The organism is Massilia sp. IC2-476 (assembly GCF_020707295.1).
GTDB lineage: Bacteria > Pseudomonadota > Gammaproteobacteria > Burkholderiales > Burkholderiaceae_D > Telluria.
Map to the genome: position 1 here is coordinate 187,701 of NZ_JAJFER010000007.1, position 22,699 is coordinate 210,399.

The window sequence follows — 22,699 nt, forward strand, 5'->3', positions numbered from 1 at the left end:
AGGCAAGGCAAATCCGGCTGCCGGGCGTCGAGGTATCACATGATACCCTGAAGCGGGCAATCCTTATTGCGCAGTGGAATTTTTACCACTTGGCAAAACTCAGGCAGCTGGCTGGGCGCCGCCTTCCTTCTTCGCTGCGCGCTTGCGGCGCGAATCCTTGGGGTCGGCCACGAGGGGCCGGTAGATCTCGATACGGTCGCGCTCGCGCAGCACCGTGTCCAGGGTCTTTTTCTTGGCGTAGATGCCGACCGGCTGGGTGCTCAGGTTAATGTCCGGATAGGCTTCCAGCACCCCGCTCATCTCGATGGCCGCGCCGATCGTGGTGCCGGGTGCGACCTTCATCGGGCGCAGGAATTCCTCGCCAGCCTTGGCGTAGCAGACATAAACCTGCAGCATCGCATCGGCCGGATCAGCCATAGATGGCCTCGGCACGCTTGCTGAAGGAATCGACCATGGTATTGGCGATCATGCCGAACACCGGGCCGATGATCTGTTCCAGGATGATGCTGGAGAACTCATAGTGCAGGTCGAAATCGATCTTGCAGGCGTCGGCGCGCAGGGGCTTGAAGTTCCAGGTTCCTTCCAGCATCTTGAAAGGACCGTCGACCAGGTGCATCTTCATCTGGGTCGGACGGTTGTTGTGGTTGGAAGTGGTAAAGCTCTGCTTCACGCCGTGGAAATTGATTTGCAGGCTGGCCACCAGCTTGTCGTCGCCGCGCTCGAGCACTTTCACGCCGCCGCACCACGGAAGGAATTTTGGATAGTCTTCGACCTTGGCGACAAGGTCGAACATCTGCTCGGTGCTATACCCGAGAAAAACTGATTTGTGCACTACTGCCATTGGTCAACCGTTTGTTATGATGTTGGACGAGTTGCATTTTGCGCCATGCAATCTTTGCATTGGCGCCACAGCAGTAGTTTAACCGAGACGCGGATTTTCGCTATTTCATGAGTATCGCAGACAATAAAAAAGCATTTTTCGACTACTTCATCGAGGACCGGTACGAGGCCGGCATCGTGCTGGAGGGCTGGGAAGTCAAGGCCATCCGCGCCGGCAAGGTGCAGATCAAGGAAGCCTATGTGGTCGTGCGCAACGGCGAGCTGTTCCTGTTCGGCGCCCACGTCAGCGCGTTGAACACGACCTCTGCCTTCAGCCACCCGGAAGCGCTGCGCACCAGGAAGCTCCTGCTGCACCGCGCCGAGCTGGACAAGCTGGTCGGCAAGGTCGAGCGCGCCGGCTACACCCTGGTGCCGCTCAACCTGCACTTCAAGGCCGGCCGCGTCAAATGCGAAATCGGCCTGGCCAAGGGCAAGAAGCAGCACGACAAGCGCGCCACCGAGAAGGACCGCGACGCCAAGCGCGAAGTCGCCGCGGCCATGAAGACCCACCGCCGCTGATCCCTTCCTTCACGCCGCGCTGCGCGCCTCCTCCCCTGGCAACGCGAACACCTGCGCTCGCGATCCCGCGACCGCCTCCTGGTCGTGGGTCGAAAAGAAGAACAGGCGCCTGTCCCCTTCCCGCCTGAAGACCTCCAGCAGGAATGCCTTGGCCTGGGCATCGATGCCGTTGGTCGGCTCATCCATCAGCACGAGCAGGGCTTCGCTGGCCAGGCCGGCGGCCAGCATGAATTTCTTGCGCGTGCCCAGCGACATCGTCCCGAAACGCTTGCCCGTGTGCGGCGCCAGCCCCAGTCCATCCAGCAGGCCGGGCAAGGCCGGCGCCTTGCCTTGGCCGCGCAGGACCAGGACGAAGCGCAGGAATTCGTCGCCCGTCATGAAGTCGTAGGCCACCGCTTCGTCCGGCACCCAGGCCAGCAGCGCACGCGCGCGGCGCGGCTCCCCGGCCAGGTCGTGGCCGCCCACCAGGATACGCCCACTCTGCTGCGGCGCTACGCCCGCCAGCAGCGACAGCAGCGTCGACTTGCCGGTACCGTTCGGCCCCATCAGCGCGACCGCGCCGGGCCCGAAGCCGAATGACAGGCCGGAAAACAGCGCCTGGCCGGAAAAGGCCATGCCGAGCCCCTCCACCGCCAACAGCTTGGTCGTCACAGGATGCATGCGTCTCTCACAGGATCAGGAAAGTTGCGACCAGCACCACGAACTTGAGCAGGACTCCGTCCTTGTGGCGCTGGATGATGGGGGCGCCGAGCAGCGCCAGGGTGGCAAGGCTGCCCGTGCCGTGCCGCAGCAGCTGCGCCGCGACCACGTCGCCCGCGCTTCCCTGCAGCTGGCACGCCGCGTAGCCCGCGCCCAGGATCAGCGCATGCAGGCCGAGCACGCAGCCCTGTTCGGCCACGGCCACACGCAGCGTGGCGAACGGCAGGCTGCGCAGCCACTCGGCCAGCGGTGCGCGGGCGCTCCACAGCACGTGGAAGAGTCCTGACAGCACCGCGGCGATCATCCAGCAGCCGACCTTCAGGAAGGCCGAGGATTCCGCCAGCTTGCCGACACTGAAGATCATCCACAGGCAGGCGACTTGCAGCGCGGCGGCCAGGAGGATGCGCGGCAGCCCGGCATGCGCGTGGCCGCGCACCAGCACGTTCGCCTGCCATGCGAGCAGGAAGGCCATGCCGCCGATGCGCAGGCCGCCGCCGCGGCGTGCGCGTCCCGGTGCATGCGGGACGGGATCGGCAGCCAGCGCGCTCCGCAATCCGAGCAGCACAGCGCTCGAGGCCAGTCCCAGTACCAAGGGCTCATACGGGCCGTAGGCGCCGCACCCAGCCAGCACGCCATAGCCGACGCACAGCATTGCCAGGGAGTGCGCCGTCGGACGCATGGCGGCCGCCTGCGCCGCGCCAAAGCTGAGCAACGCGAGCAGTACCGCGCGCAAGATGAACCACGGCGCCCCGCCGCCGTGCGCTGCGACCTGCCATATGGTCAATGCGACCGGCACCACGAAGACCTGCAGGCCCACCAGCAGCATGGCCGTATCGACCTGCCTCAGCGTACTCCGGTCCAGCGGCAGCGAGCGCGCATACGCCGCCAGCGCGCCGCCGGCGATGAAACCGCGGTGGATGCGCGCCCATAGCGCCACAATGGCCAGCCAGGCGCCAGCCCAGGCGGCGTTGGCGCCGACGCTGCCGGGCTCGCGCCAGAAATGCAGGATCGGCTCGGCCGGCAGCTCCGGCCGCTCGAGCAGCATCGGGCCACACAGGGCCACCACCACGCCGAGCACATGGGCGTAGCGCAGGTAGAAACCGAAGGATTCGCGCCGGAACCAGGCGCGCCGGCTGCGCAGCAGCAGGAAGAAGGGATGCGCCGTCATCCGGCCCATCCCTGCGCCGCCATCAGGCGGCCGGCTTCGCGAAGCGCAGGCTGAGGCGCCACATCAGGAAGCTCAGCACGCAGCCCAGGGCCGCGCCGCAGGCCAGCTTGAAGGCGCTGCCGAACAGCAGCGGCGCCACCAGGCCCGACACCAGGGCAAAGGACATCATCTGGATGAAGCCGACCATCGAGGCGGCCAGGCCGCGGTTGTGCGGGAACAGGCCCATCGCCGACAGCTGGATGCCCGGCATTGCCACCGCCAGGCCGAAGGTGAACACCGCCAGCGGCAGCACCGCCCAGGGCACGCTGGCCGCGAACAGGGCGTTGTAGCCGACGTTCAGGATCGAGGCCACGGCCATCACGCCGTAGCCGACCCACAGCAGGCGGCCGGGCGGCGCCTTGGCGGCGCGCTTGCCGCCCCAGGCCGAACCGACCACCATGCCGCCGATCAGCGGGATGAACATCCAGGCAAAGGCCGTCTCCGGCAGGCCCAGGATCTCCATCACGAAGTTGGCAGCGGAGCCGATGTACAGCGACAGGCCGCCGAACACCAGGCCGAGCGCCAGCGACAGCATCACGAACTGCGGATTGCGCAGCACCATCAGGTAGTTGCGCGAGATCGTCACCGGGTGGAAGACCTGGCGCTTCTCGCGCGGCAGGCTTTCCGGCAGCAGGCGCAGCACCAGCAGGATCATGGCGGCGCCGAACAGGGCCAGGAACACGAAGGTCGCGCGCCAGCCGAAGGTCACGTGCAGCCAGCCGCCCAGCACCGGCGCGATCGCGGGCGCCAGGCCGAACACCATCATGATGTGCGACATCATCTTCTGCGCCTGGGCGCCGGAGAAGCGGTCCTGCACGATGGCCTGGCCGATCACCGAGCCGGCGCCGGCCGAGATGCCCTGCAGCGCGCGAAAGGCCAGCAGCCAGCCGAAGGTCGGCGCCAGCGCCGCGCCGACCGAAGCCAGCGTGTACAGCACCAGCGCCCCCAGGATCACCGGACGGCGCCCGAAGGAATCGGACAGGGTCCCGTAGAACAGCATCATCAGCGCGAAGCAGAACAGGAACACGCTGAGCGTCTGCTGCACCGCCACCGGCCCCACCCCGAACTCGTTGCCGATCGCCGGCATCGACGGCAAATAGGTATCGATCGCGAGGGCCCCGATCATGCCGAGGCAGGCGAGGATGGTGGTGAGGAGTCGTTGCATGGCAGTGCCTTCTGAAAATGACCGGCACTGCGACAGGCAAGCGTCCGGGGGACGCAATTGTACTGAATTTCACAGAAACAATTTTGGCAAGGTCCAATCTGCGCTGTCAGCGCAGCGACATGCCGAAGCGTTCGGTGCGCGGCATCCAGTTGCCGAGGTAGTCGGCCGAGACCAGGATGCGCTCGGCGCGTCCGATCAGGCGGTGGCGCGGCACGAAGCCGATGTAGCGCGAGTCGCGGCTCATGTCGCGGTTGTCGCCCAACATCAAATAGGAGTCCTGGGGCACGATCACCGGGCCGAAGTCGCGCGGCACCACCAGCTGCGGCAGCACCTGGATGCGGTGCTGGTGGCCGTCGACGGTTTCGGCGATGCGCCGCGCCTGCAGCGTGGTGCCGGCCGCCAGTTCCTGCGCCGCTTCCTGCAGCAGGTAGTCCGACTCGACGCCGTTGATCACCAGGCGTTCGTTGCGCATCTCGACGCGGTCGCCCGGCAGTGCGATCAGGCGCTTGATCAGGCGGGTGCCGTCCTCGGGCGAGGTGAAGGTGACGACGTCGCCGCGGCGCGGTTCGCCGGTGCGGGCCAGCACCACGTCGGTGAGCGGCACCTTGACGTTGTAGGCGAGCCGGTTGACGAACACGACGTCGCCTTCCAGCAGGTTCGGGCGCATCGAGCTGGACGGAATCGGGTTCCAGTCCGCCACCGCAGTGCGGAACACGCCGAACAGCAGCAGGAATGCCAGGAAACCCTTGTTGTCGCGCAGGAACGCTTTCATCGAACAACCCTCCTCTTGTTATGATGAGAACGTTATACGCAGGCTGGCTTTAATGATGCTTAAACGTTAAGGCTGCGCCTGCATGTCACCGGGTTGTCATATTCAACAACTACACTTCCTGCGCCGACACTACGACGCAGATCATGGATATGAAACACAAGGCCATCGATACCGAGGCCAGGACCATTCCCGAAGGCGGCGCCTTCCTGAACCGCGAGCTGTCGCTGCTCGAGTTCAACCGTCGCGTGCTGGCCCAGGCCGAGGACCCGTCCATTCCGCTGCTCGAGCGGCTGCGCTTCCTGACCATCGTGTCCGGCAACCTCGACGAATTCTTCGAGGTGCGCGTCGCCAGCCTGCTGGCCCAGCACCAGATGGAAGCGGGCCACAGCGGCGTCCCGCACGCGGTGCACCACACGTTGGAACGCGCCAGCGCGGAGTGCCGCCACCTGATCGACCGCCAGTACAAGCTTTTCAACCAGCAGATCGTGCCGCAGCTAGCGGAGAACGGCATCCACATGCTGCGCCGCAGTGAACGCAACGCCGCCCAGCGCGCCTGGGTCAAGGCCTTCTTCGACAAGGAAGTGCGTCCGCTGCTCACTCCGATCGGGCTTGACCCGGCCCACCCCTTCCCGCGGGTGGTCAACAAGAGCCTGAACTTCATCGTCGAACTGGCGGGCAAGGACGCCTTCGGGCGCGGCACCGGCATCGCCATCATGAAGGCGCCGCGGGTGCTGCCGCGCGTGATCCGGCTGCCGAGCGAACTGTCGGACAAGAAGGGCGAGTCCTACTGCCTGCTGTCCTCGGTGATCCAGGCCCACATGGCCGACCTGTTCACCGGCCGCGAAGTGGTCTCGTATTCGCAGTTCCGCGTCACCCGCAACAGCGACCTGTGGGTCGACGAGGACGAAGTCAAGAACCTGCGCCAGGCCCTGCAGAGCGAGCTCCATGCGCGCAATTACGGGTTCGCCGTGCGCCTGGAGGTCGGGCGTGCCTGCCCGCCGCACCTGTCCAACTTCCTGCTCGAGCAGTTCGACATCGACCGCTCGCGCCTGTTCGCGGTGGACGGGCCGGTGAACCTGGGCCGGATGCTGGAGATCGCCAACACCAAGGACAAGTCGGAGCTGAAGTTCCCGCCCTTCACGCCGGGCTTCCCGCCCAAGCTGACCGGGCCCGACATCTTCTCCGCCCTGCGGCGCCAGGACGTGCTGCTGCACCACCCCTTCGAATCCTTCCAGCCGGTCATCGACTTCATCCAGCAGGCCGCCGCCGATCCTTGCGTGGCCGCGATCAAGCAGACCATCTACCGCGCCGGCATGAACTCGGACCTGATGGAAGCGCTGATCGCGGCCGCCCGCCGCGGCAAGGAAGTCACCGTGATCGTCGAGCTGATGGCGCGCTTCGACGAGGAGGCCAACATCAACTGGGCCGAGCGCCTGGAACAGGCCGGCGCGCAGGTGGTGTACGGCGTGGTGGGCCTGAAGACCCACGCCAAACTGGCCCTGGTGCTGCGCCGCGAAGAGAACGGCCTGCGCCGCTACGCCCACCTCGGCACCGGCAACTACAACTCGACCACCGCCAAGTTCTACACCGACTTCGGCCTGCTCACCTGCGACGACGAGATCACGGCCGACGTCAACGAGGTCTTCATCCACCTGACCAGCCTGACCCGCCCCAAGGCGATCACCAGCCTGTGGCTGGCGCCGTTCTCGCTGCAGAAGGAAGTGGTGCGGGCGATCCGCGACGAAGCGGCAATCGCCAAGGCGGGCCGCCCCGGGCGCATCATCGCCAAGATGAATTCGCTCACCGATGATTCCGTCATCAAGGCCCTGTACGAGGCTTCGCAGGCGGGCGTGCGCATCGACCTGATCGTTCGCGGCGCCTGCTCGCTGCGCCCCGGCGTAAAGGGCCTGTCCGAGAATATCAAGGTGCGCTCGATCGTCGGCCGCTTCCTGGAGCATTCGCGCATCTTCTACTTCCGCAACGACCTGAAGCACGACATTTACCTGTCGAGCGCGGACTGGATGAACCGCAACCTGTTCCGGCGCGTGGAGGTGGCCTTCCCGGTGCGATCCCCTGCCCTCAAGCGCCGGGTGCTGCGCGAAGGCCTGCATCCCTACCTGAAAGACAACGTCAACGCCTGGGAACTGGGCAGCGACGGGCACTACCGACGCAAGAAGACCCGCAGCGGCCAGAAGGGCAGCTGCGCCCAGCAACAGCTGATGGAGATGCTCGGCGCCGACAAGCATCCGAACAAGGAGATCGAGCATGGACCTGATCCTGTGGCGGCACGCTGAGGCTGAACCGCACGTGGAAGAAGGCGACGTCGCGGGCGACCTGCGGCGCGCGCTCACGCCCAAGGGCAAGCGCCACGCGGCGCGCGTCGGCGCCTGGCTGCACCGCCAGTTGCCGGACGACGTGCGGGTGCTGTGCAGCCCGGCGAAGCGCTGCGTGCAGACGGTGGAAGCACTGGGCCGCAACTACAAGCTGCTGGACGCGTTGGCCCCGGATTCGAACGCGGAAGCGATTCTCGACGCTGCGAGCTGGCCGGAGCACCGCCAGCCGGCGCTGATCGTCGGCCACCAGCCGCTGCTGGGCCATGTCGCCTCACTGGTGCTGTGCGGCGGCAAACAGGACTGGCGCATCCGCAAGGCGGGCGTTTTCTGGATCACCCGCAAGGGCAGCGACGGCCTGCCCTATGTAAAACTGGTGGTGGGGCCGGACTTCATCGGCCAGCTGCGCTGACCGGACACCCGTAGGGTGTGCGGCTCCACCGGCTCACCGGATCTGTCGCGAACGAAGGGCCGCCCACGCCGTCAGCTGCTTGTCCGCGTGGGCGGCTCGCAAGCTGCCAGTAGGTCAAGGTGCAGGGTGGAGCCGCCCACCCTACGAAATCAAGCGATACGCGCGTGGAACGGGATCCCGACCTCGTTCCACGCCCCTTCCTCTTTCGCCAGCCAGGGCCCGAGCGTCGGGTGCCTGTCCAGCAGCTCCGCCGGCAGCTCGAGCTCGATGCGCAGCGTATCGAAGCGGCTCTTCATGCGCGCTTTGACGCCGCCGATGTCATTGTCGGCGCGTGCATGCATGAACACCACCGCCATGCGCAGCGCCAGCACCGCGCGCGCGACATCGGTGTCGTCCAGGGCCTCGCGAATCTTGCGCAGGTTGCCCTTCTGGCCCAGCACCAGGGTGCTCATCAGGCGCTGCTCGCGGGTGGTGAAGCCCGGCAGGTCGGCGTGTTCGACGATATAGGCGCCGTGCTTGTGGGCGCCCGTCATCGATATCGAGAGGCCGGCTTCGTGCAGCATCGCGCTCCAGCACAGGTAATGATGGCGCGCATCCAGCGGCTCGAGTTTTTCGTACAGGGTCGAGGCGATGTGCGAGGTGCGCAGCGCGCGCTGGCTGTCCACACCGAAGCGGCGCATGCAGGCGCGAATCGCGGCGTCGCGGCGGTCGCGCCGGTTGGCGCGCAGCTCGAGGTCGGACAGCACGCCCAGACGCAGGCCGGCGTTGATGGCGGTGAGCTGCTGCACGCCCAGTTCTTGCATCACCCCGATCAGCACCGTCAGGCCGCCCACCATCACCGGCACCCGTTCCTTCTTGATGCCCGGCATGTTGAAGGCGTCGACGTGGCCCAGCTCGAGCAGGATGTCGCGCAGCGCATGCAGGCTGGCCTGCGACATGCTGCCGTCGCCGATGCTGTTCTTCGACAGGACTTCCGCGATGGCGCGCATCGTGCCGGAAGAGCCATAGGCGGCGTCCCAGCCCTGGGCCTTGTACAGGTCGGCCGCGTCTTCGAAGCGGGCGCGCGCTTCGGTGACCGCAGCATCGAAACGCTGCGGCGTGATGCGCCCGTCAGCGAAAAAGGCGGCGGTCTGCGGATGGGTGCCGATGCCGAAGGATTCGACCAGGTTGATCTCGGGGCCGATGGCGGCGATGACTTCGGTAGAGCCGCCGCCGATGTCGATGACCAGGCGGCGCTCCTCCAGGCGGTCGATGGCGCGCGCCACGCCCATGTAGATCAGGCGCCCTTCTTCCTCGCCGGAGATGACTTCGACCGGATAGCCGATCGCCCGCTCGAGCTGCGGCAGCAGCTGCTCGGCATTGCGCGCCACGCGCAGGGTGTTGGTGGCGACAACCCGCACCGCTTCCAGCGTGTATTCGTCGAGGATGGCGCGAAAGCCTTCCAGCGAGCGCACCGCGCTCTTCATGGCGGCCTCGGTGAGCATATTGTCGTGGTCCAGCCCCGCGGCCAGGCGGATCGGGTCGCGCGCGGTGCGCACGATGTGCATGCGGCCACCCGCCGGTTCGCCGATGTGCAGGCGGAAGCTGTTGGACCCGAGGTCCACTGCTGCAAACATACGCTCTCTCGCTGGTTGCGCAGGCGGCCCGCCAACCGGGCTGCCGCGTTGGCGAAAGTATACCGTGTCGCGCCGCCTAGCGTGCGTCCTTCGGAGGCGTGCGGCGCAGGGCGTACCAGGCGCCTACCGCCACCGGCGCGCCCAGCGTGACGGCCGAGACCAGGTCCCAGGCGCCGTCACCCAGCAGCGCCGCCACCAGGCCGACCAGGGTCAGGAATGCCAGCAGCACGGGGATCGCCCAGATCTGCGTGCGGCTGCGGATCATGGGGCCTCCGTGGAGCGTGCCAGCGCCGGCGCTTCGTGCACGGGCGAAGTGCTGTGGGCGGCGGCTTTGCTCTTGCGGCTGCGCTTGAGCCACAGGTAGAGGCCCGAGCCGAGGATGATGATGGTGCCGATGTCGAGCAGCGCCCACAGCAGCTTCATGGCCTGGCCGCCGTAGTCGCCGAAGTGCAGCGGCTGCGACAGCAGCAGCGCCGTCAGGTACCAGGGCAGCTCGCGGCGGTCGGTAATCGCGCCGGTGCCGGCGTCGATCAGGACCGGCTTGTACAGGCGCGAGCTGAAGGCTTCCTCGCCGCGCATGTAGACGCCGTAGTGGTGCGGGCTGGCGAAGGGCGTGCCGGGGAAGGCCACGAAGGCCACCTTCATGCCCGGCTCGGCCTGTTCGGCGCGCACGATCGCCTCGTGGATCGAGGCCATCTTCGTCACCTTCGGCTGGCCCTCGTAGGGCTTGAGCATGGCGGCGATCTCGGTGTTCTGCCAATACTTGAGCAGCAGGTCGGCCCAGGTGTTGACCATGCCGGTCGCGCCCACCACGAAGACCCAGACCAGGGTCACGATGCCGAGCAGGTTGTGCAGGTCGAGCCACTTGATGACGCGGCTGCGTTCGTGGCGCACGGCGCCGAAATCGAGCTTGCGCATGAAGGGTGCGTACAGCACCACCCCGCTGACGACTGCGACGATCAGCAACAGCCCCATGAAACCCAGGAACAGCTTGCCGTACAGGCCCGCGAACAGGTCCACGTGCAGGCGGAACATGGTGGACATGAAGGCGCCGCCCTCGAAGGCCGGCTCGGTGATTACCTTGGTGGTGCGGGCATCGACCGCGATCGGCTTGTAGTGTTCGTCCGTGGGGTGATCGCCCAGGGTGACGTTCCAGATCGCGGGCTCGTCGATTTCCTGCGACATGTACATCGCGATCTTGGTGGGATACAGCTCCTTGGCCGAGGCCAGCACGGCATCGATGTTGCCGCGCGGGGTATCGGCGGGCATTGCCGGGGCTTCGACGTCGGTGCCCAGCAGGTGGCCGATCTCGTGGTGGTAGATCAGGGGCAGGCCGGTCAGGCACAGCAGCAGCATGAAGACGGTGCAGACCAGGCTGCTCCATTTGTGGATCCAGCTCCAGCGGCGTAGAGAAACGGGTGACATGGGCGTGGGAAAGCGACAGTTCGGCAAATAATAATCGTTCTCATTTACAGAAGCAAGCCAAACCCGCTAGAATGACAATCATTCTCATTAAGAAAAACACCGTTCACCGATGAAACTGCTTCGCCTGACTCCGATCGCCCTCGCCGCCGCTGCCTTCGCCGCCCATGCCCAGGAGAGCGCCCCCGCCGAACCCGTTGCCACCGTCGTCGTGAGCGCCTCCGCCGACGCCTCGGCCCAGGGCCTGCCTTCTGCCTACGCCGGCGGCCAGGTCGCGCGCGGCGGCCGCCTTGGCCTGCTCGGCAACGTGGACATCATGGATACGCCCTTCAACTCCATGAACTACACCCAGGCTCTGATCCAGGACCAGCAGGCGCGCAGCGTGGCCGACGTGGTGCAGAACGACCCGTCCGTGCGCTCGGCGCGCGGCTTCGGCAACTACCAGGAGCTTTACATGATCCGCGGCTTCCCGGTGTATTCGGACGACATGGCCTACAACGGCCTGTACGGCCTGCTGCCGCGCCAGTACATCGCGTCCGAACTGCTCGAACGCGTCGAGGTGCTCCGCGGCGCCAACAGCTTCATCACCGGCGCGCCGCCCAGCAGCGGCGGGATCGGCGGCGCCATCAACCTGCTGCCCAAGCGCGCCACCAACCGTCCGCTGACGCAGGTGACGGCGGGCGTGGAGACCGGCGGCCAGGCCTACCTGGCGACGGACGTATCGCGCCGCTTCGGCACGGAAGACCGCCTCGGCGTGCGCGTGAATGCGGTGCGCCGCGACGGCGATACGGCAGTGGACCGCGAGAGCCGCGAACTGAGCATGTACGCGATCGGCATGGACTACCGCGGCAAGGGCTACCGTCTGTCGGCCGATGTCGGCCACCAGGACCACCAGCTGCGCGGCGCCCGCCCGAGCGTCACCGTGAGCGAGCCGCTGCCGATCATCGCCGCGCCCGACAGCGACAGCAACTATGCCCAGCCCTGGACCTTCTCGGGCGAACGGGACACCTTCGGCACCCTGCGTGCGGAAGCCGACCTGCCGGGCGGCGCGACCGCATGGGCCGCAATCGGCATGCGCAAGGGGGTCGAGTCGAACATCATCTCCTCGCCGACCGTCATCGCACTGAACGGCAATACCACCATGACGCGCTTCGACAATGTGCGCGAGGACGACGTGCGCACCGGCGAAGTCGGCGTGCGCACTGAGCTCAAGACTGGCGCCGTGTCGCACAAGCTGAGCGCCACGGCTGCGACTTTCCATGCCGAGTCGAAGAACGCCTACGCGATGAGCGACTTCGCGGGCTTCCCGTCCAACCTGTATCGCCCAGTCGACGTGGCCGCGCCGTCGAACGCCTTCTTCACCGGCGGGAGGATGGACAATCCGCTGCTGACCCAGAAGACCATCGCATCGAGCCTGGCGATCGCCGATACCATGGGCTTCCTCGACGATCGCTTCCTGGTGACGGTCGGCGCGCGCTACCAGAAGCTCAAGGACTACGGTTACGACTACGGGACCGGCGCGCCCAACGCCGCGTATGAGGAAGGCGAACTGACGCCGGCGGCGGGCATCGTCTACAAGCCGGCCAAGGGCGTGTCGGTGTACGCCAACTACGCCGAAGCCCTGCAGAAGGGCCCAGTGGCAAACGGCGTCAACATCATCAACCAGGGCGAGATCTTCCCGCCCTATGTCTCACGCCAGAAAGAAGCGGGCGTGAAATACGACGGCGGCAAGCTGGGCATGAGCGCAGCCGTGTTCACGACCTCGCGCCCAAGCGGCGCCGTGGTCGGCAACCGCTTCGGCATCTACGGCGCACAGCGTAACCGTGGCGTCGAGCTGAACGTGTTCGGGATGCCGATGCAGGGCTTGCGCCTGCTGGGCGGCCTGACCCTCCTGGACGCGGAAGAGCTGGCCACTGGCCAGGACGTCATCGGCGTACCGAAGACCCAGCTCAACATGGGCGCCAACTGGGACGTGCCGGGCGTGCAAGGGCTGTCGCTGAACGCTCGGGCGCTGTACACCTCGAAGGTGTACGCCAACGAGGCCAACACCCAGCGCCTGCCCTCGTGGACCCGGTTTGATGTCGGCGCGAACTACACCCTGCGCGTCATGGACCGCGACGTGACGCTGCGCGCCCGCATCGAGAACCTCACCGACAAGAGCTATTGGGCGTCGGCCGGCGGTTATCCGGGGTACGGCTATCTGGTGCAGGGCAACCCGCGCAGCGTGGCGGTGTCGGCAACGGTCGACTTCTGACCCGCCGCGCCTGCGCCCGCTTTACAGCCGCACACTGCCCCTCCGAAGGAGCACTACCAGGCCATCCTCACATTGACTAGCAGGTCTGCGGTGTCGAGCGAGTCACCAGCGCTGGTGACTCGCGCCGCACTTATCGTGACGAAGGTATCTTTCGGGCCATCGTAGCGTTCGACGACGTTATACCCGAGTACTTCCGAGGTAATTTGTTCGCCGGGACCCAGCGCTGCAAACCGTATCGGGGGCTGCCCCCAGATATCAGCGGGCATGTGCGTATCGTCGAGGCCGAACTTGCCAGGGTGTAGAAGCCAGGTGTGATCCAGCGAGCCGTCGATCAGCGTGTCCGGGGAGCCGTTGTAGACGGTGATCGCATATCGACAATCAGCGCCAGGAACGGGGCGAATACTGACATTGACCAAGGATTTGGGGCGCTGCTCGATTTCACGCGCCCGTTCCATTGTCCGTTCTGCCAGCGCCCTTATCCGCCCTCCCGGGTCTGCCTGTTCCGCAGCACGCTCGGCCATTCTACCGACGATGTGGCCACCAAGGCCGAGCGCTACACCAGCCAGGGCGAACGGCATGACATAGGGCCGGCCACCATCGATTAAATAAAACGCTGCCAGCACGACGAGAATCGTGCAGTTCAGCCCCGTCATACCTAGCCGCAGCCTGGCCAGGAATCGCGCTCGCTGGAAAGCCTGATGCATTGTCATAAAGTGCCGTACATATCGGTTTGTTGTGAACGCGGCAGTATCGCGCAAGCTGTCCATATCCGCAATCGCGGAGCGTTGCCAGGTGCGGTCAGTGCGGGCGTACATCCTGTTTGAGTGCAGCCAGCGCCATCTTCTCGACCAGCCCAGGGGCGATCAGCTTGATGAATCGCCCCAGCTTGCCCTTGGCCGTCATCACCACCTCGCGCTTGCGTGCGTCCATCCCGTCGATGATCAGGCGCGCGCATTCCTCCACGCTCATGGCGCCCTCTTCCTTCAGCGCGCTCGAACCCAGCTCGCCGCCCTGCGCGTTGAAGCCGCGGTAGCGGATACGGGTCGCCACCACGCCCGGGTAGGCGGTGGTGACGCTCACGCCATAGCCCTTCATCTCCGCGCGCAAAGCTTCGAAGAAGCCGGTCATGGCGAACTTGGTGGCGCTGTAGGCGGTGCGCCCCGGCACCCCGACCAGTCCCGCCAGCGAGGACACGGCAACGATCCGGCCCTGCGCGGCCTTGAGCGCCGGCAGCGCCGCCTGGGTGCACCAGACCGCGCCCCACAGGTTCACGCGCATCAGCTCCTCGTACCACGACAGGTCTTCGACTTCTTCGAACAGCGCGTGTGCCGAGCGGCCCGCGTTGTTGACCAGCACGTCGATGCGTCCGAATTGCTCGACCGCGCTGACGATCAGGCGGCGGCACTGGATCTGCACGCCGACGTCGGTCGGCACCGTGAGCGTTTGCGCGCCGTGCGCCGCGCACTCGCCGGCCACGGCATCGAGCTGCTCGGCATTGCGCGCAGCCAGCACCAGGGCGATGTTGGCGCCCTCCTTTGCCGCCAGCTGGCGCGCGATCTCGGCGCCGATGCCGTCCGAGGCGCCGGTGATGACAATGGTACGAAACTGCGCCCGCATCATCGCAGGATGTCCGGCTGTTGCGACTTCACGATCTGCAGCGCGCTGGCGATCACGCTGCCCATGTCGCCCATATTCGCAGGCACGATCAGCGAGTTGTTGGTCTTGGCCAGCTTGCCGAAGGCGTCCACGTAGTGCTCGGCCACGCGCAGGTTCACCGCATCCATGCCGCCCGGCTCGCGGATCGCGGCGCCCACCTGGCGCAGCGCAGCGGCGCTGGCGTCGGCCAGCGCGACGATGGCGCTGGCTTCGCCCTGGGCGCGGTTGATCGCGGCCTGGCGTTCGCCTTCGGAGCGGGCGATCGCGGCTTCGCGCTCGCCGCTGGCGATGTTGATCTGCTCCTGGCGGCGGCCTTCCGAGGCGGCGATCAGGGCGCGCTTTTCGCGCTCGGCGGTGATCTGGCGCTGCATCGCGTGCAGGATTTCGGCCGGCGGAGTCAGGTCCTTGATCTCGTAGCGCAGCACCTTCACGCCCCAGTTGGCGGCCGATTCGTCGATCGCGTTGACGATGGTGGTGTTGATGTGGTCGCGCTCTTCAAACGTCTTGTCGAGCTCCATCTTGCCGATCACCGAGCGCAGCGTGGTCTGGGCCAGCTGGGTGATCGCCTGGATGTAGTTCGATGAACCATACGAGGCGCGCATGGCGTCGGTGACCTGGAAGTACAGGATGCCGTCCACCTGCAGCTGGGTGTTGTCCTTGGTGATGCAGACCTGGGGCGGTACGTCGAGCGGGATCTCCTTCAGGCTGTGCTTGTAGGCGATGCGGTCGATGAAGGGCACCACGATGTTCAGGCCAGGCGCCAGCACCGCGTGGAACTTGCCGAGGCGTTCGACCACCACCGCATGCTGTTGCGGCACCACGTTGATGGTCTTGAAGATGAACACCAGCGCAATGATGAAGAAGACCAGCGCAACCATGCCAAACGAGAATTCCATGAGCATCCCTTATAAATGATGTGCCAACTATTAGTTGATCTTATGAATTAGAAACAATGAGCCGGTTGCCGAGCACTTCGACGATGCGGTAGTCGCCCGCCTCGGGAATCGCGCCCGGCCCCAGCTCGACATCCCACAGTGCGCCCCGGTACATCACGCGCGCCTGGCCGTTCTGCCATGCCGGCACGACCACGCGCTGGCCGATGTCGAGGTTGACGTTGCGGTCGCGCGTCGGCTCCGAGCGGGCCGGACGGCCGAAGCGGCTGCGGTGCAGGACCGCGGTGGCCGCCAGGCCGACCACGGCGGCGACCAGGGTCTGGGTCGGGCCGCTTGCGCCCAGGACGGCGGCAAGGGCGCCGGCGCCGAGGCCGATCGCGATCATCAGGAGGTAAAAGGTGCCGGTGAACAGTTCGGCGATCACGAGGACGCCGGCAACTACCAGCCAGTTCATCCAGTCGGTCATGGGCAGGTCTCCTTCGGGTGGGTCAAAAAAGTAAAAAACCCCCGCGGCCTGCAACAGGCGGCGAGGGTTCAACCATGTCGATGCGCTTGATTATTGTGTGCTTTCCGGCAAAAAGTTATCAATGTCAGTGTAGCAGGTCTGGAGGGGAATGGAAGCGTGGCGCCCACCGTTTATCGCAGGCGCATAGCCCTTGCGCCCCTCAAGGCTTGGCCTCTCGCGCCAGCACCAGCGCGTCCGCCAGGACCTGCAGGGCTTCAGCCTGCTGGACCGTCCGCGCATCGATGACGGGCTGCGCGTCGCGCATGCTGCGCCGCTCCGCTTCGTTCAGCGAGACTTCGCGCTGCCCGCGCTCATCCAGCGCGCGGCTCGCCAGCAGCGCCTGGCAACGTGCGTCCTTCGCACACCGTTGCTGGTGCCGAGCGCGCAAAGCCGGCAGCCGCGCGGCGAGCGTGGCATCCTTGCGGTAAGCGAGCGGCATCAAGGGAGGGCTGTCGAATGCCTTGCCCGGCGCCTGTGCGGGGCCGGCGTCGGCCAGGCCGGGCAGCAGGATATCGGGCTTGACGCCCTGCCCTTCGAAACTGCTGCCATCGAGACGGAACACCTGCGACACGGTCATTTTCAGCTCGCCCGGAATATCCTTCGACAACCGCGACAGGTCGACCAGCGTCTGGACCGTGCTCCTGCCATACGTGCGGTCACCCAGCACGATGGCGCGCCCGAGGTCCTGCAAGGCAGCCGTGACGATTTCGGCGCCGGCCGCGCTGCCCCTGTCGACCAGGACCGCGAGCGGTCCGTCCCACGCTGCTGCGCCCTCCGGCGCCTTCTCGACGCTGATCTCGCCCTTGCCCGAGCGCTGCTGCGTGACGGGCGCACCCGGCGCGAACAGCCCGACCAGGCGCAGCGTCTCGTCGAGTGCGCCGCCGCCGTTGCCGCGCAAGTCCAGCATGAGGGCATCGACCCGGTCGCGCCTGAGTGCCCCCAACTGGACCGCCAGGTCGCGGCTCATGCTGGAAAACTCCGTGAGCCCACGGCGCTTTGCCGCGGTGTCCTGGTAAAACTCCGGGACCTTCACCACGCCGATCCGGTAGCTTGCCGCGCCACGCTTGACGACCTCGATCCGGGATTCGGCCAGCCTGGTGGGCCCCGGCTCCCTGTCCCGCACCAGGCCGACCCGCGTGCGCGGGGCATCGGGCGAGGCGCCCGCAGGCAGTACATCCAGGATCATCTCGACCCCGACCACCTCGTCCGCCAGCGCGGCGACTTCGTCCGCAGGCCAGCCGACCACGTCGACCATCGGCTCGGCGGCATTGCGCGCAAGGCCGAGGATGCGGTCGCCCGGCTTCAGGCGGCCCGAGCGCGCCGCCGCGCCATCCGGCGCCATTGCGTGCACGCGTATCAGGCCCGCCTTCGACCCGATGTCGACGCCGATCCCGGACAGGCGGTGGGTAGCCCCGTGGTAGCCGCCCTCCTCGGCCAGGTAGGCCGAGTCCGGGTCGAGGTAACGGGTGTAGGCGCTCATGAAGCGCTCGAACACGGCCATGGGTTGCATGCGCTCGGCGTGCCTGAGCTGGGCATGGTAGCGCTGCCGCAGCCTGAGCCTGACGTCCTCCTCGGCCAGTCCCGCCAGGCGCAGGCTGAGGTAATCGTCCATGACACGCAGGCGCCAGAGCCGGTCCAGTTCCTGCCCGTCGCGCGGCCGCGCCGCCCCTGTGCGCAGGCGCTGGTAGCGCTCCTTGCCGCTGAAATCCATCGGCTGGTCGAGCAGCGCCACGGCGGCCACCATCCGGTCCGCCAGGCGCGCGCGATAGCGGTCGTGGATGGTGAACGCGATTGCCACATCGGGCGCCTTGCGGGCCATTCCCAGGCCGGCGCGCAGGGAGTCGTAGGCCTCGACGTCGGCCTGGGTGAACACCAGGCGGTCCGGGTCGAGCGCATCCAGATAGGCATCCAGCACGGGAACCCCGGCAGGCGCCGACTGCCCCTCCGGCTTGTAGCGGTAACGTTCGAGTACCCGCGAGGTCCAGAGCGCGGCTTCCGCCTGCGCCGCCGTCGGCTTCATGAGCACGTCGGCGGCCATGAGCTGGGTGCTCAGGGCCAATCCGAGTGCCATCCACGCGTGCCTGAACCCCATGTACCGCTCCTGTCGAGAAATGCGAGCGAGTCTAGCATGGGCAAGCCGCCCCAATGAAAAAGCCCCGCCGGCTTGCGCTGGCGGGGCTGTGGCGGGAGTCTGGCCGGCGGCGCTTAGCCCTTGGCGAGCTTCTGCCAGGTGTCGATCACCGAGTCCGGATTCAGCGACATCGACTCGATGCCCTCGCCCACCAGCCATTCGGCGAAGTCCGGATTGTCCGACGGCCCCTGGCCGCAGATGCCGATGTACTTGCCCTGCGCGCGGCAGGCCTTGATGGCGAGGCTCAGCATGGCTTTCACGGCCGGGTCGCGCTCGTCGAAGTCCTTGGCCAGCAGCTCCATGCCGGAATCGCGGTCCAGGCCCAGGGTCAGCTGGGTCAGGTCGTTGGAACCGATCGAGAAGCCGTCGAAGTATTGCAGGAACTGCTCGGCCAGGATGGCGTTCGACGGTACTTCGCACATCATGATGACGCGCAGGCCGTTTTCACCGCGCTTGAGGCCATACTTGGCCAGCAGCTCGATGACCTTCTCGGCCTGGCCCAGGGTGCGCACGAAGGGGATCATGATCTCGACGTTGGTCAGGCCCATGTCTTCGCGCACGCGCTTCATGGCCATGCATTCCATCTCGAAGGACTCGGCGAAGTCCTCGGCCAGGTAGCGCGCGGCGCCGCGGAAGCCCAGCATCGGGTTCTCTTCGTCCGGCTCGTAGCGCGAACCGCCGATCAGCTTCTTGTACTCGTTCGACTTGAAGTCGGACAGGCGCACGATCACCTTTTTCGGCCAGAAGGCGGCGGCGATGGTCGCCACGCCTTCGGCCAGCTTGTCGACGTAGAAGGCGCGCGGCGAGGCGTGGCCACGGGCGACCGACTCGACCGCCTTTTTCAGGTCGTTGTCGATGTTCGGGTACTCGAGGATGGCCTTCGGGTGCACGCCGATGTTGTTGTTGATGATGAACTCGAGGCGCGCCAGGCCGACGCCGGCGTTCGGCACCGACTGGAAGTCGAAGGCCAGCTGCGGGTTGCCGACGTTGAGCATGATCTTGGTCGGGATCGGCGGCAGCTCGCCGCGCGAGACTTCGGTGATCTCGGTTTCCAGCAGGCCGTCGTAGATCTTGCCCTCGTCGCCTTCGGCGCACGAAACGGTCACGAACGTGCCGTCCTTGAGCGCTTCGGTGGCATCGCCGCAGCCCACGACCGCCGGCACGCCCAGTTCACGCGCGATGATCGCCGCGTGGCAGGTACGGCCGCCGCGGTTGGTGACGATGGCCGAGGCGCGCTTCATGACCGGCTCCCAGTTCGGGTCGGTCATGTCGGCCACCAGCACGTCGCCCGGCTGCACGCGTTCCATCTCGCTCGGGTCCTGGATCACGCGCACCGGGCCGGCGCCGATCTTCTGGCCGATCGCGCGGCCGCTGGTCAGCACGGTGCCGGTGCCCTTCAGGCTGAAGCGCTGCTGGGCGTCGCTGGCCTTCTGCTGCGACTTCACGGTTTCCGGACGCGCCTGCAGGATGTAGAGTTTGCCGTCACGGCCATCCTTGCCCCACTCGATGTCCATCGGACGGCCGTAGTGGTTCTCGATGATGACCGCGTACTTCGCCAGCTCGACCACCTCGGCGTCGCTCAGCGAGTAACGGTTGCGCATCTCGATCGGCACGTCGACGGTCTTCACCGAACGGCCGGCCTTGGCCTCGTTGGTGAACTCCATCTTGATGAGTTTGGAGCCGATGTTGCGGCGGATGACAGGCAGCTTGCCCTGGGCCAGCATCGGCTTGTGGACGTAGAACTCGTCCGGGTTGACGGCGCCCTGGACCACGGTCTCGCCCAGGCCATAGCTGGAGGTGACGAAGACCACGTCCTTGAAGCCGGACTCGGTGTCGATGGTGAACATGACGCCAGCGGCGCCGGTGTCAGAACGCACCATGCGCTGCACGCCGGCCGACAGCGCGACTTCGGCGTGGGTGAAGCCCTTATGGACGCGGTAGGAAATCGCGCGGTCGTTGTAGAGCGAGGCGAAGACATGCTTCATCGCTTCCAGCACGTTGTCGATGCCGACCACGTTCAGGAAGGTCTCCTGCTGGCCCGCGAACGAGGCGTCCGGCAGGTCTTCGGCGGTGGCCGAGGAGCGCACCGCGAACGAGACTTCGGTACTGGAATCGGCCACCAGACGCTCGTAGAACGTGCGGATTTCCTGTTCCAGGCGCGGCTGGAACGGGGTGTCGACGATCCACTGGCGGATCTCGGCGCCGGCGCTGGCCAGCGCGCGCACGTCGTCGATGTCGAGGTTCTCCAGGCGCGTGGCGATGCGCTGGGCCAGCGAAGGCCCGCCATCGCTGTGTTCGAGGAAGTCGCGGAAGGCGTCGGCCGTGGTGGCGAAGCCGCCCGGCACGCGCACGCCGGCGCCGGCCAGCTGCGAGATCATCTCACCGAGCGAGGCGTTCTTGCCGCCGACCGACTCGACGTCGGTCATGCGCAGGTTCTCGAACGATGCTACGTAGACGCGTGAGGCTTGGTCAGGCTCCTTCAATGCCGCTACAGACAGGTTGGTCATGGTGATACACCCTTACTTGATGATAGAAAGCTTTTGGCGCATTTCACAATCTGCTGGGCGACGGAGTGTTCTTGTTATTCTGGCCGTCGTGCAGCACAATGCAGACCCGTTGCCGAGCATTTTACCCCGTGACCGGCAGACCATGCTGCTAGTTTGACAGCAAGACTTAGCAAATCGACACCATGACCGTAGAGACCAGCGTTCCCGCCACTCCCCCCTCGCGCACCGTATTCTTCGTTTCGGACGGTACCGGCATCACGGCAGAGACCTTTGGTCACGCGGTGCTGAGCCAGTTCGAGATGCGCTTCCGCCAGATCCGCCTCCCCTTCATCGATTCGATCGAAAAGGCGCACGAGGCGGCGCGCCGGATCAACGACAGCTTCAGCCGCGACGGCCAGCGCCCGATCGTGTTCTCGACCCTGGTGAAACATGACCTGTCGAGCGTGATCCGGGCCGCCAGGGGAATGCACATGGACCTGTTCCAGACCTTCGTGTCGCCGCTCGAGCAGGAACTGGGCGTGAAGTCGACGCACACGATCGGACGCATCCACAATGCAGTGGACACCGAGGAGTACAAGAACAGGATCGAAGCGATCAACTTTTCGCTGGCCCATGACGACGGTCAGTCGCACAAGAACCTGGCCGAGGCGGATGTGATCCTGGTGGGCGTGTCACGCTCCGGCAAGACCCCGACCAGCCTGTACCTGGCGATGCAATATGGCTTGAAGGCGGCGAACTACCCCCTGATCCCGGACGATTTCGAGCGCGGCAAGCTGCCTTCCTCGTTGCCGCCGTTCAAATCCAAGCTGTTCGGGCTGACGATTACCCCCGAGCGCCTGTCCCAGATCCGGAACGAGCGCCGCGCGGGCAGCAAGTATGCGTCGATCGAGAATTGCCGCTACGAGGTGAACGAGGCGGAAGCGATGATGCGCCGCGAAGGCATCCGCTGGCTGTCGTCGACCACCAAATCGATCGAAGAAATCGCTACGACGATCCTGCAAGAAATCAAACCGGACCGCCGCGAGTACTAAGACTGCATCGGGGCCAGGGTCAGCTTGTTCAGCAATTCTCCAGAATTTCCTGCAAATCGACTCCGTCCCTCATTCCCGTTACCTAAGCTTTCTGCAAATCTCCTTAAATGCATATTCGCTCTGGGCCGATTCGAGAAGTTCCCACGCGTCTGACTTCCGCGGCTACTCACGTGCCGACCTCAGTAAACCGCCGAATTCCTTTCTAAGCAGCGCCAGCTTCAGGTCGATATAGGTGGTGCAGAACGGGCCGCCGGCATTCTTTTCAGAATAGCGCTGAAAGCGCTCATCCGACGCTTTGAAGCTTCGAAAGGGCAGGATTCGCGTGACAAGAGGCGCCTCGAATCCTGGCCCGACTTCTATCAGGACGCGCCGTGCAGCTTCGGCCTGGGCCTCGTCCATTACATAAACCGCGCTGCGATACTTGCGCCGCATGGCGTGGTTCGACGTGCTTGAATGCGTCCGTAAATGGATCTCGATCAAGGACCCGAGCGAGATTTCGACTGGTTGAAAGGTGAGCAGCACGGCTTCGGAGAAGTTGTCGTCGGGCGCGTCGGCCCGGATGAACCCCTGCTCCACGCGGATAACGCCGCGAAGAGCAGCGAAGACGGCTTCAGTACACCAATGGCAGCCTCCACCAAAGCCGATTCTCTGCACCTCCGCAGACAACAAAGTTTCCCCTTGCGAAGCTGCATGGGTCATGA

The 22,699-nt window shown here is 65.9% G+C and carries 21 protein-coding genes; 5 read left to right on the top strand and 16 right to left on the bottom strand.

The features are described 5' to 3' along the window. Positions 1–99: 99 nt before the first annotated feature. Positions 100–417: an RnfH family protein gene (locus tag LK539_RS18595; RefSeq protein WP_227802549.1), complete on the bottom strand. Its 318-nt coding sequence runs from the start codon at positions 415–417 to the stop codon at positions 100–102. Continuing rightward, a complete protein-coding gene (locus LK539_RS18600; RefSeq protein WP_227802550.1) occupies positions 410–841 on the bottom strand; it encodes a type II toxin-antitoxin system RatA family toxin in 432 nt (143 codons plus the stop codon). Before LK539_RS18600 ends, LK539_RS18595 begins: the two co-directional genes overlap by 8 nt. Positions 842–948: 107 nt before the next feature. Here LK539_RS18600 and smpB point away from each other — a divergent pair, with 107 nt between their 5' ends. Then, positions 949–1,398 carry an SsrA-binding protein SmpB gene (smpB, locus tag LK539_RS18605; protein WP_227802551.1) on the top strand — a complete coding sequence of 150 codons (450 nt, stop codon included), beginning with the start codon at positions 949–951 and terminating at the stop codon, positions 1,396–1,398. Positions 1,399–1,407: 9 nt separating this feature from the next. Here smpB and LK539_RS18610 read toward each other — a convergent pair whose 3' ends face one another. The 4 genes from LK539_RS18610 to lepB all read right to left on the bottom strand — a co-directional run bounded on the left by LK539_RS18610 (position 1,408) and on the right by lepB (position 5,241). Beyond that, positions 1,408–2,058, bottom strand: coding sequence for an ATP-binding cassette domain-containing protein (locus LK539_RS18610; RefSeq protein ID WP_227802552.1), 651 nt, complete (start codon positions 2,056–2,058; stop codon positions 1,408–1,410). Positions 2,059–2,065: 7 nt separating this feature from the next. After that, positions 2,066–3,265 carry a hypothetical protein gene (locus LK539_RS18615; protein WP_227802553.1) on the bottom strand — a complete coding sequence of 400 codons (1,200 nt, stop codon included), beginning with the start codon at positions 3,263–3,265 and terminating at the stop codon, positions 2,066–2,068. Positions 3,266–3,287: 22 nt separating this feature from the next. Then, positions 3,288–4,469, bottom strand: coding sequence for a multidrug effflux MFS transporter (locus LK539_RS18620; protein ID WP_227802554.1), 1,182 nt, complete (start codon positions 4,467–4,469; stop codon positions 3,288–3,290). A gap of 106 nt (positions 4,470–4,575) precedes the next feature. Then, the gene (gene lepB / locus LK539_RS18625) at positions 4,576–5,241 is read right to left on the bottom strand and encodes a signal peptidase I (RefSeq protein ID WP_227802555.1); all 666 of its coding nucleotides are present in this window, start codon (positions 5,239–5,241) and stop codon (positions 4,576–4,578) included. A 143-nt stretch (positions 5,242–5,384) separates the two neighbouring features. On the opposite strand from lepB, the gene ppk1 reads away from it, so the two are divergent. Both ppk1 and LK539_RS18635 read left to right on the top strand, forming a co-directional pair. Further along, on the top strand, positions 5,385–7,535 hold the full coding sequence (ppk1, locus tag LK539_RS18630; RefSeq protein WP_227802556.1) for a polyphosphate kinase 1: 2,151 nt from the start codon (positions 5,385–5,387) through the stop codon (positions 7,533–7,535). After that, positions 7,507–7,983, top strand: coding sequence for a histidine phosphatase family protein (locus tag LK539_RS18635; protein WP_227802557.1), 477 nt, complete (start codon positions 7,507–7,509; stop codon positions 7,981–7,983). The genes ppk1 and LK539_RS18635 overlap by 29 nt, the downstream gene beginning before the upstream one ends. A gap of 149 nt (positions 7,984–8,132) precedes the next feature. Here LK539_RS18635 and LK539_RS18640 read toward each other — a convergent pair whose 3' ends face one another. The 3 genes from LK539_RS18640 to LK539_RS18650 form a co-directional block, all read right to left on the bottom strand. Beyond that, a complete protein-coding gene (locus LK539_RS18640) occupies positions 8,133–9,599 on the bottom strand; it encodes a Ppx/GppA phosphatase family protein (protein WP_227802558.1) in 1,467 nt (488 codons plus the stop codon). Between the two features lie 76 nt (positions 9,600–9,675). Then, entirely contained in the window at positions 9,676–9,864 is a 189-nt protein-coding gene (locus LK539_RS18645) for a hypothetical protein (protein WP_227802559.1), read from the bottom strand. Further along, positions 9,861–11,024, bottom strand: a complete 1,164-nt coding sequence (locus LK539_RS18650; RefSeq protein ID WP_227802560.1) for a PepSY domain-containing protein — start codon at positions 11,022–11,024, stop codon at positions 9,861–9,863. The genes LK539_RS18645 and LK539_RS18650 overlap by 4 nt, the downstream gene beginning before the upstream one ends. A gap of 109 nt (positions 11,025–11,133) precedes the next feature. Between LK539_RS18650 and LK539_RS18655 the strand changes: the two genes are divergently transcribed. Continuing rightward, the gene (locus tag LK539_RS18655; RefSeq protein ID WP_227802561.1) at positions 11,134–13,275 is read left to right on the top strand and encodes a TonB-dependent siderophore receptor; all 2,142 of its coding nucleotides are present in this window, start codon (positions 11,134–11,136) and stop codon (positions 13,273–13,275) included. A 53-nt stretch (positions 13,276–13,328) separates the two neighbouring features. Here the strand turns inward: LK539_RS18655 and LK539_RS18660 are convergent, their stop codons facing one another. The 6 genes from LK539_RS18660 to ppsA all read right to left on the bottom strand — a co-directional run bounded on the left by LK539_RS18660 (position 13,329) and on the right by ppsA (position 20,967). After that, positions 13,329–13,928, bottom strand: a complete 600-nt coding sequence (locus tag LK539_RS18660) for a hypothetical protein (RefSeq protein ID WP_227802562.1) — start codon at positions 13,926–13,928, stop codon at positions 13,329–13,331. Between the two features lie 145 nt (positions 13,929–14,073). Next, positions 14,074–14,895, bottom strand: coding sequence for an SDR family oxidoreductase (locus tag LK539_RS18665; protein WP_227802563.1), 822 nt, complete (start codon positions 14,893–14,895; stop codon positions 14,074–14,076). Beyond that, the gene (locus LK539_RS18670) at positions 14,892–15,827 is read right to left on the bottom strand and encodes an SPFH domain-containing protein (protein ID WP_227802564.1); all 936 of its coding nucleotides are present in this window, start codon (positions 15,825–15,827) and stop codon (positions 14,892–14,894) included. Before LK539_RS18670 ends, LK539_RS18665 begins: the two co-directional genes overlap by 4 nt. A 40-nt stretch (positions 15,828–15,867) precedes the next feature. After that, the gene (locus tag LK539_RS18675; RefSeq protein WP_227802565.1) at positions 15,868–16,290 is read right to left on the bottom strand and encodes an NfeD family protein; all 423 of its coding nucleotides are present in this window, start codon (positions 16,288–16,290) and stop codon (positions 15,868–15,870) included. A 199-nt stretch (positions 16,291–16,489) separates the two neighbouring features. Next, on the bottom strand, positions 16,490–18,400 hold the full coding sequence (locus LK539_RS18680; protein WP_227802566.1) for a carboxy terminal-processing peptidase: 1,911 nt from the start codon (positions 18,398–18,400) through the stop codon (positions 16,490–16,492). Between the two features lie 134 nt (positions 18,401–18,534). Continuing rightward, positions 18,535–20,967, bottom strand: coding sequence for a phosphoenolpyruvate synthase (gene ppsA / locus LK539_RS18685; RefSeq protein WP_227802567.1), 2,433 nt, complete (start codon positions 20,965–20,967; stop codon positions 18,535–18,537). A gap of 182 nt (positions 20,968–21,149) precedes the next feature. Between ppsA and LK539_RS18690 the strand changes: the two genes are divergently transcribed. Then, positions 21,150–21,998, top strand: a complete 849-nt coding sequence (locus tag LK539_RS18690; protein ID WP_227802568.1) for a pyruvate, water dikinase regulatory protein — start codon at positions 21,150–21,152, stop codon at positions 21,996–21,998. A gap of 162 nt (positions 21,999–22,160) precedes the next feature. On the opposite strand, the gene LK539_RS18695 is transcribed toward LK539_RS18690, so the two are convergent. Then, positions 22,161–22,697, bottom strand: a complete 537-nt coding sequence (locus LK539_RS18695; protein ID WP_227802569.1) for a peptide-methionine (S)-S-oxide reductase — start codon at positions 22,695–22,697, stop codon at positions 22,161–22,163. Positions 22,698–22,699: the final 2 nt, after the last annotated feature.

Excerpts from the sequence above, each read along its gene's own strand:
- LK539_RS18640 (WP_227802558.1), bottom strand. The coding sequence starts at position 9,599 with ATGTTTGCAGCAGTGGACCTCGGGTCCAACAGCTTCCGCCTGCACATC.
- LK539_RS18670 (WP_227802564.1), bottom strand. The coding sequence starts at position 15,827 with ATGGAATTCTCGTTTGGCATGGTTGCGCTGGTCTTCTTCATCATTGCG.
- LK539_RS18665 (WP_227802563.1), bottom strand. The coding sequence starts at position 14,895 with ATGATGCGGGCGCAGTTTCGTACCATTGTCATCACCGGCGCCTCGGAC.
- LK539_RS18660 (WP_227802562.1), bottom strand. The coding sequence starts at position 13,928 with ATGACGGGGCTGAACTGCACGATTCTCGTCGTGCTGGCAGCGTTTTAT.
- LK539_RS18655 (WP_227802561.1), top strand. The coding sequence starts at position 11,134 with ATGAAACTGCTTCGCCTGACTCCGATCGCCCTCGCCGCCGCTGCCTTC.
- LK539_RS18635 (WP_227802557.1), top strand. The coding sequence starts at position 7,507 with ATGGACCTGATCCTGTGGCGGCACGCTGAGGCTGAACCGCACGTGGAA.
- ppk1 (WP_227802556.1), top strand. The coding sequence starts at position 5,385 with ATGGATATGAAACACAAGGCCATCGATACCGAGGCCAGGACCATTCCC.
- LK539_RS18610 (WP_227802552.1), bottom strand. The coding sequence starts at position 2,058 with ATGCATCCTGTGACGACCAAGCTGTTGGCGGTGGAGGGGCTCGGCATG.
- LK539_RS18695 (WP_227802569.1), bottom strand. The coding sequence starts at position 22,697 with ATGACCCATGCAGCTTCGCAAGGGGAAACTTTGTTGTCTGCGGAGGTG.
- LK539_RS18615 (WP_227802553.1), bottom strand. The coding sequence starts at position 3,265 with ATGACGGCGCATCCCTTCTTCCTGCTGCTGCGCAGCCGGCGCGCCTGG.
- smpB (WP_227802551.1), top strand. The coding sequence starts at position 949 with ATGAGTATCGCAGACAATAAAAAAGCATTTTTCGACTACTTCATCGAG.
- LK539_RS18600 (WP_227802550.1), bottom strand. The coding sequence starts at position 841 with ATGGCAGTAGTGCACAAATCAGTTTTTCTCGGGTATAGCACCGAGCAG.
- LK539_RS18595 (WP_227802549.1), bottom strand. The coding sequence starts at position 417 with ATGGCTGATCCGGCCGATGCGATGCTGCAGGTTTATGTCTGCTACGCC.
- LK539_RS18650 (WP_227802560.1), bottom strand. The coding sequence starts at position 11,024 with ATGTCACCCGTTTCTCTACGCCGCTGGAGCTGGATCCACAAATGGAGC.
- LK539_RS18680 (WP_227802566.1), bottom strand. The coding sequence starts at position 18,400 with ATGGCACTCGGATTGGCCCTGAGCACCCAGCTCATGGCCGCCGACGTG.
- LK539_RS18620 (WP_227802554.1), bottom strand. The coding sequence starts at position 4,469 with ATGCAACGACTCCTCACCACCATCCTCGCCTGCCTCGGCATGATCGGG.
- lepB (WP_227802555.1), bottom strand. The coding sequence starts at position 5,241 with ATGAAAGCGTTCCTGCGCGACAACAAGGGTTTCCTGGCATTCCTGCTG.
- LK539_RS18645 (WP_227802559.1), bottom strand. The coding sequence starts at position 9,864 with ATGATCCGCAGCCGCACGCAGATCTGGGCGATCCCCGTGCTGCTGGCA.
- ppsA (WP_227802567.1), bottom strand. The coding sequence starts at position 20,967 with ATGACCAACCTGTCTGTAGCGGCATTGAAGGAGCCTGACCAAGCCTCA.
- LK539_RS18675 (WP_227802565.1), bottom strand. The coding sequence starts at position 16,290 with ATGACCGACTGGATGAACTGGCTGGTAGTTGCCGGCGTCCTCGTGATC.
- LK539_RS18690 (WP_227802568.1), top strand. The coding sequence starts at position 21,150 with ATGACCGTAGAGACCAGCGTTCCCGCCACTCCCCCCTCGCGCACCGTA.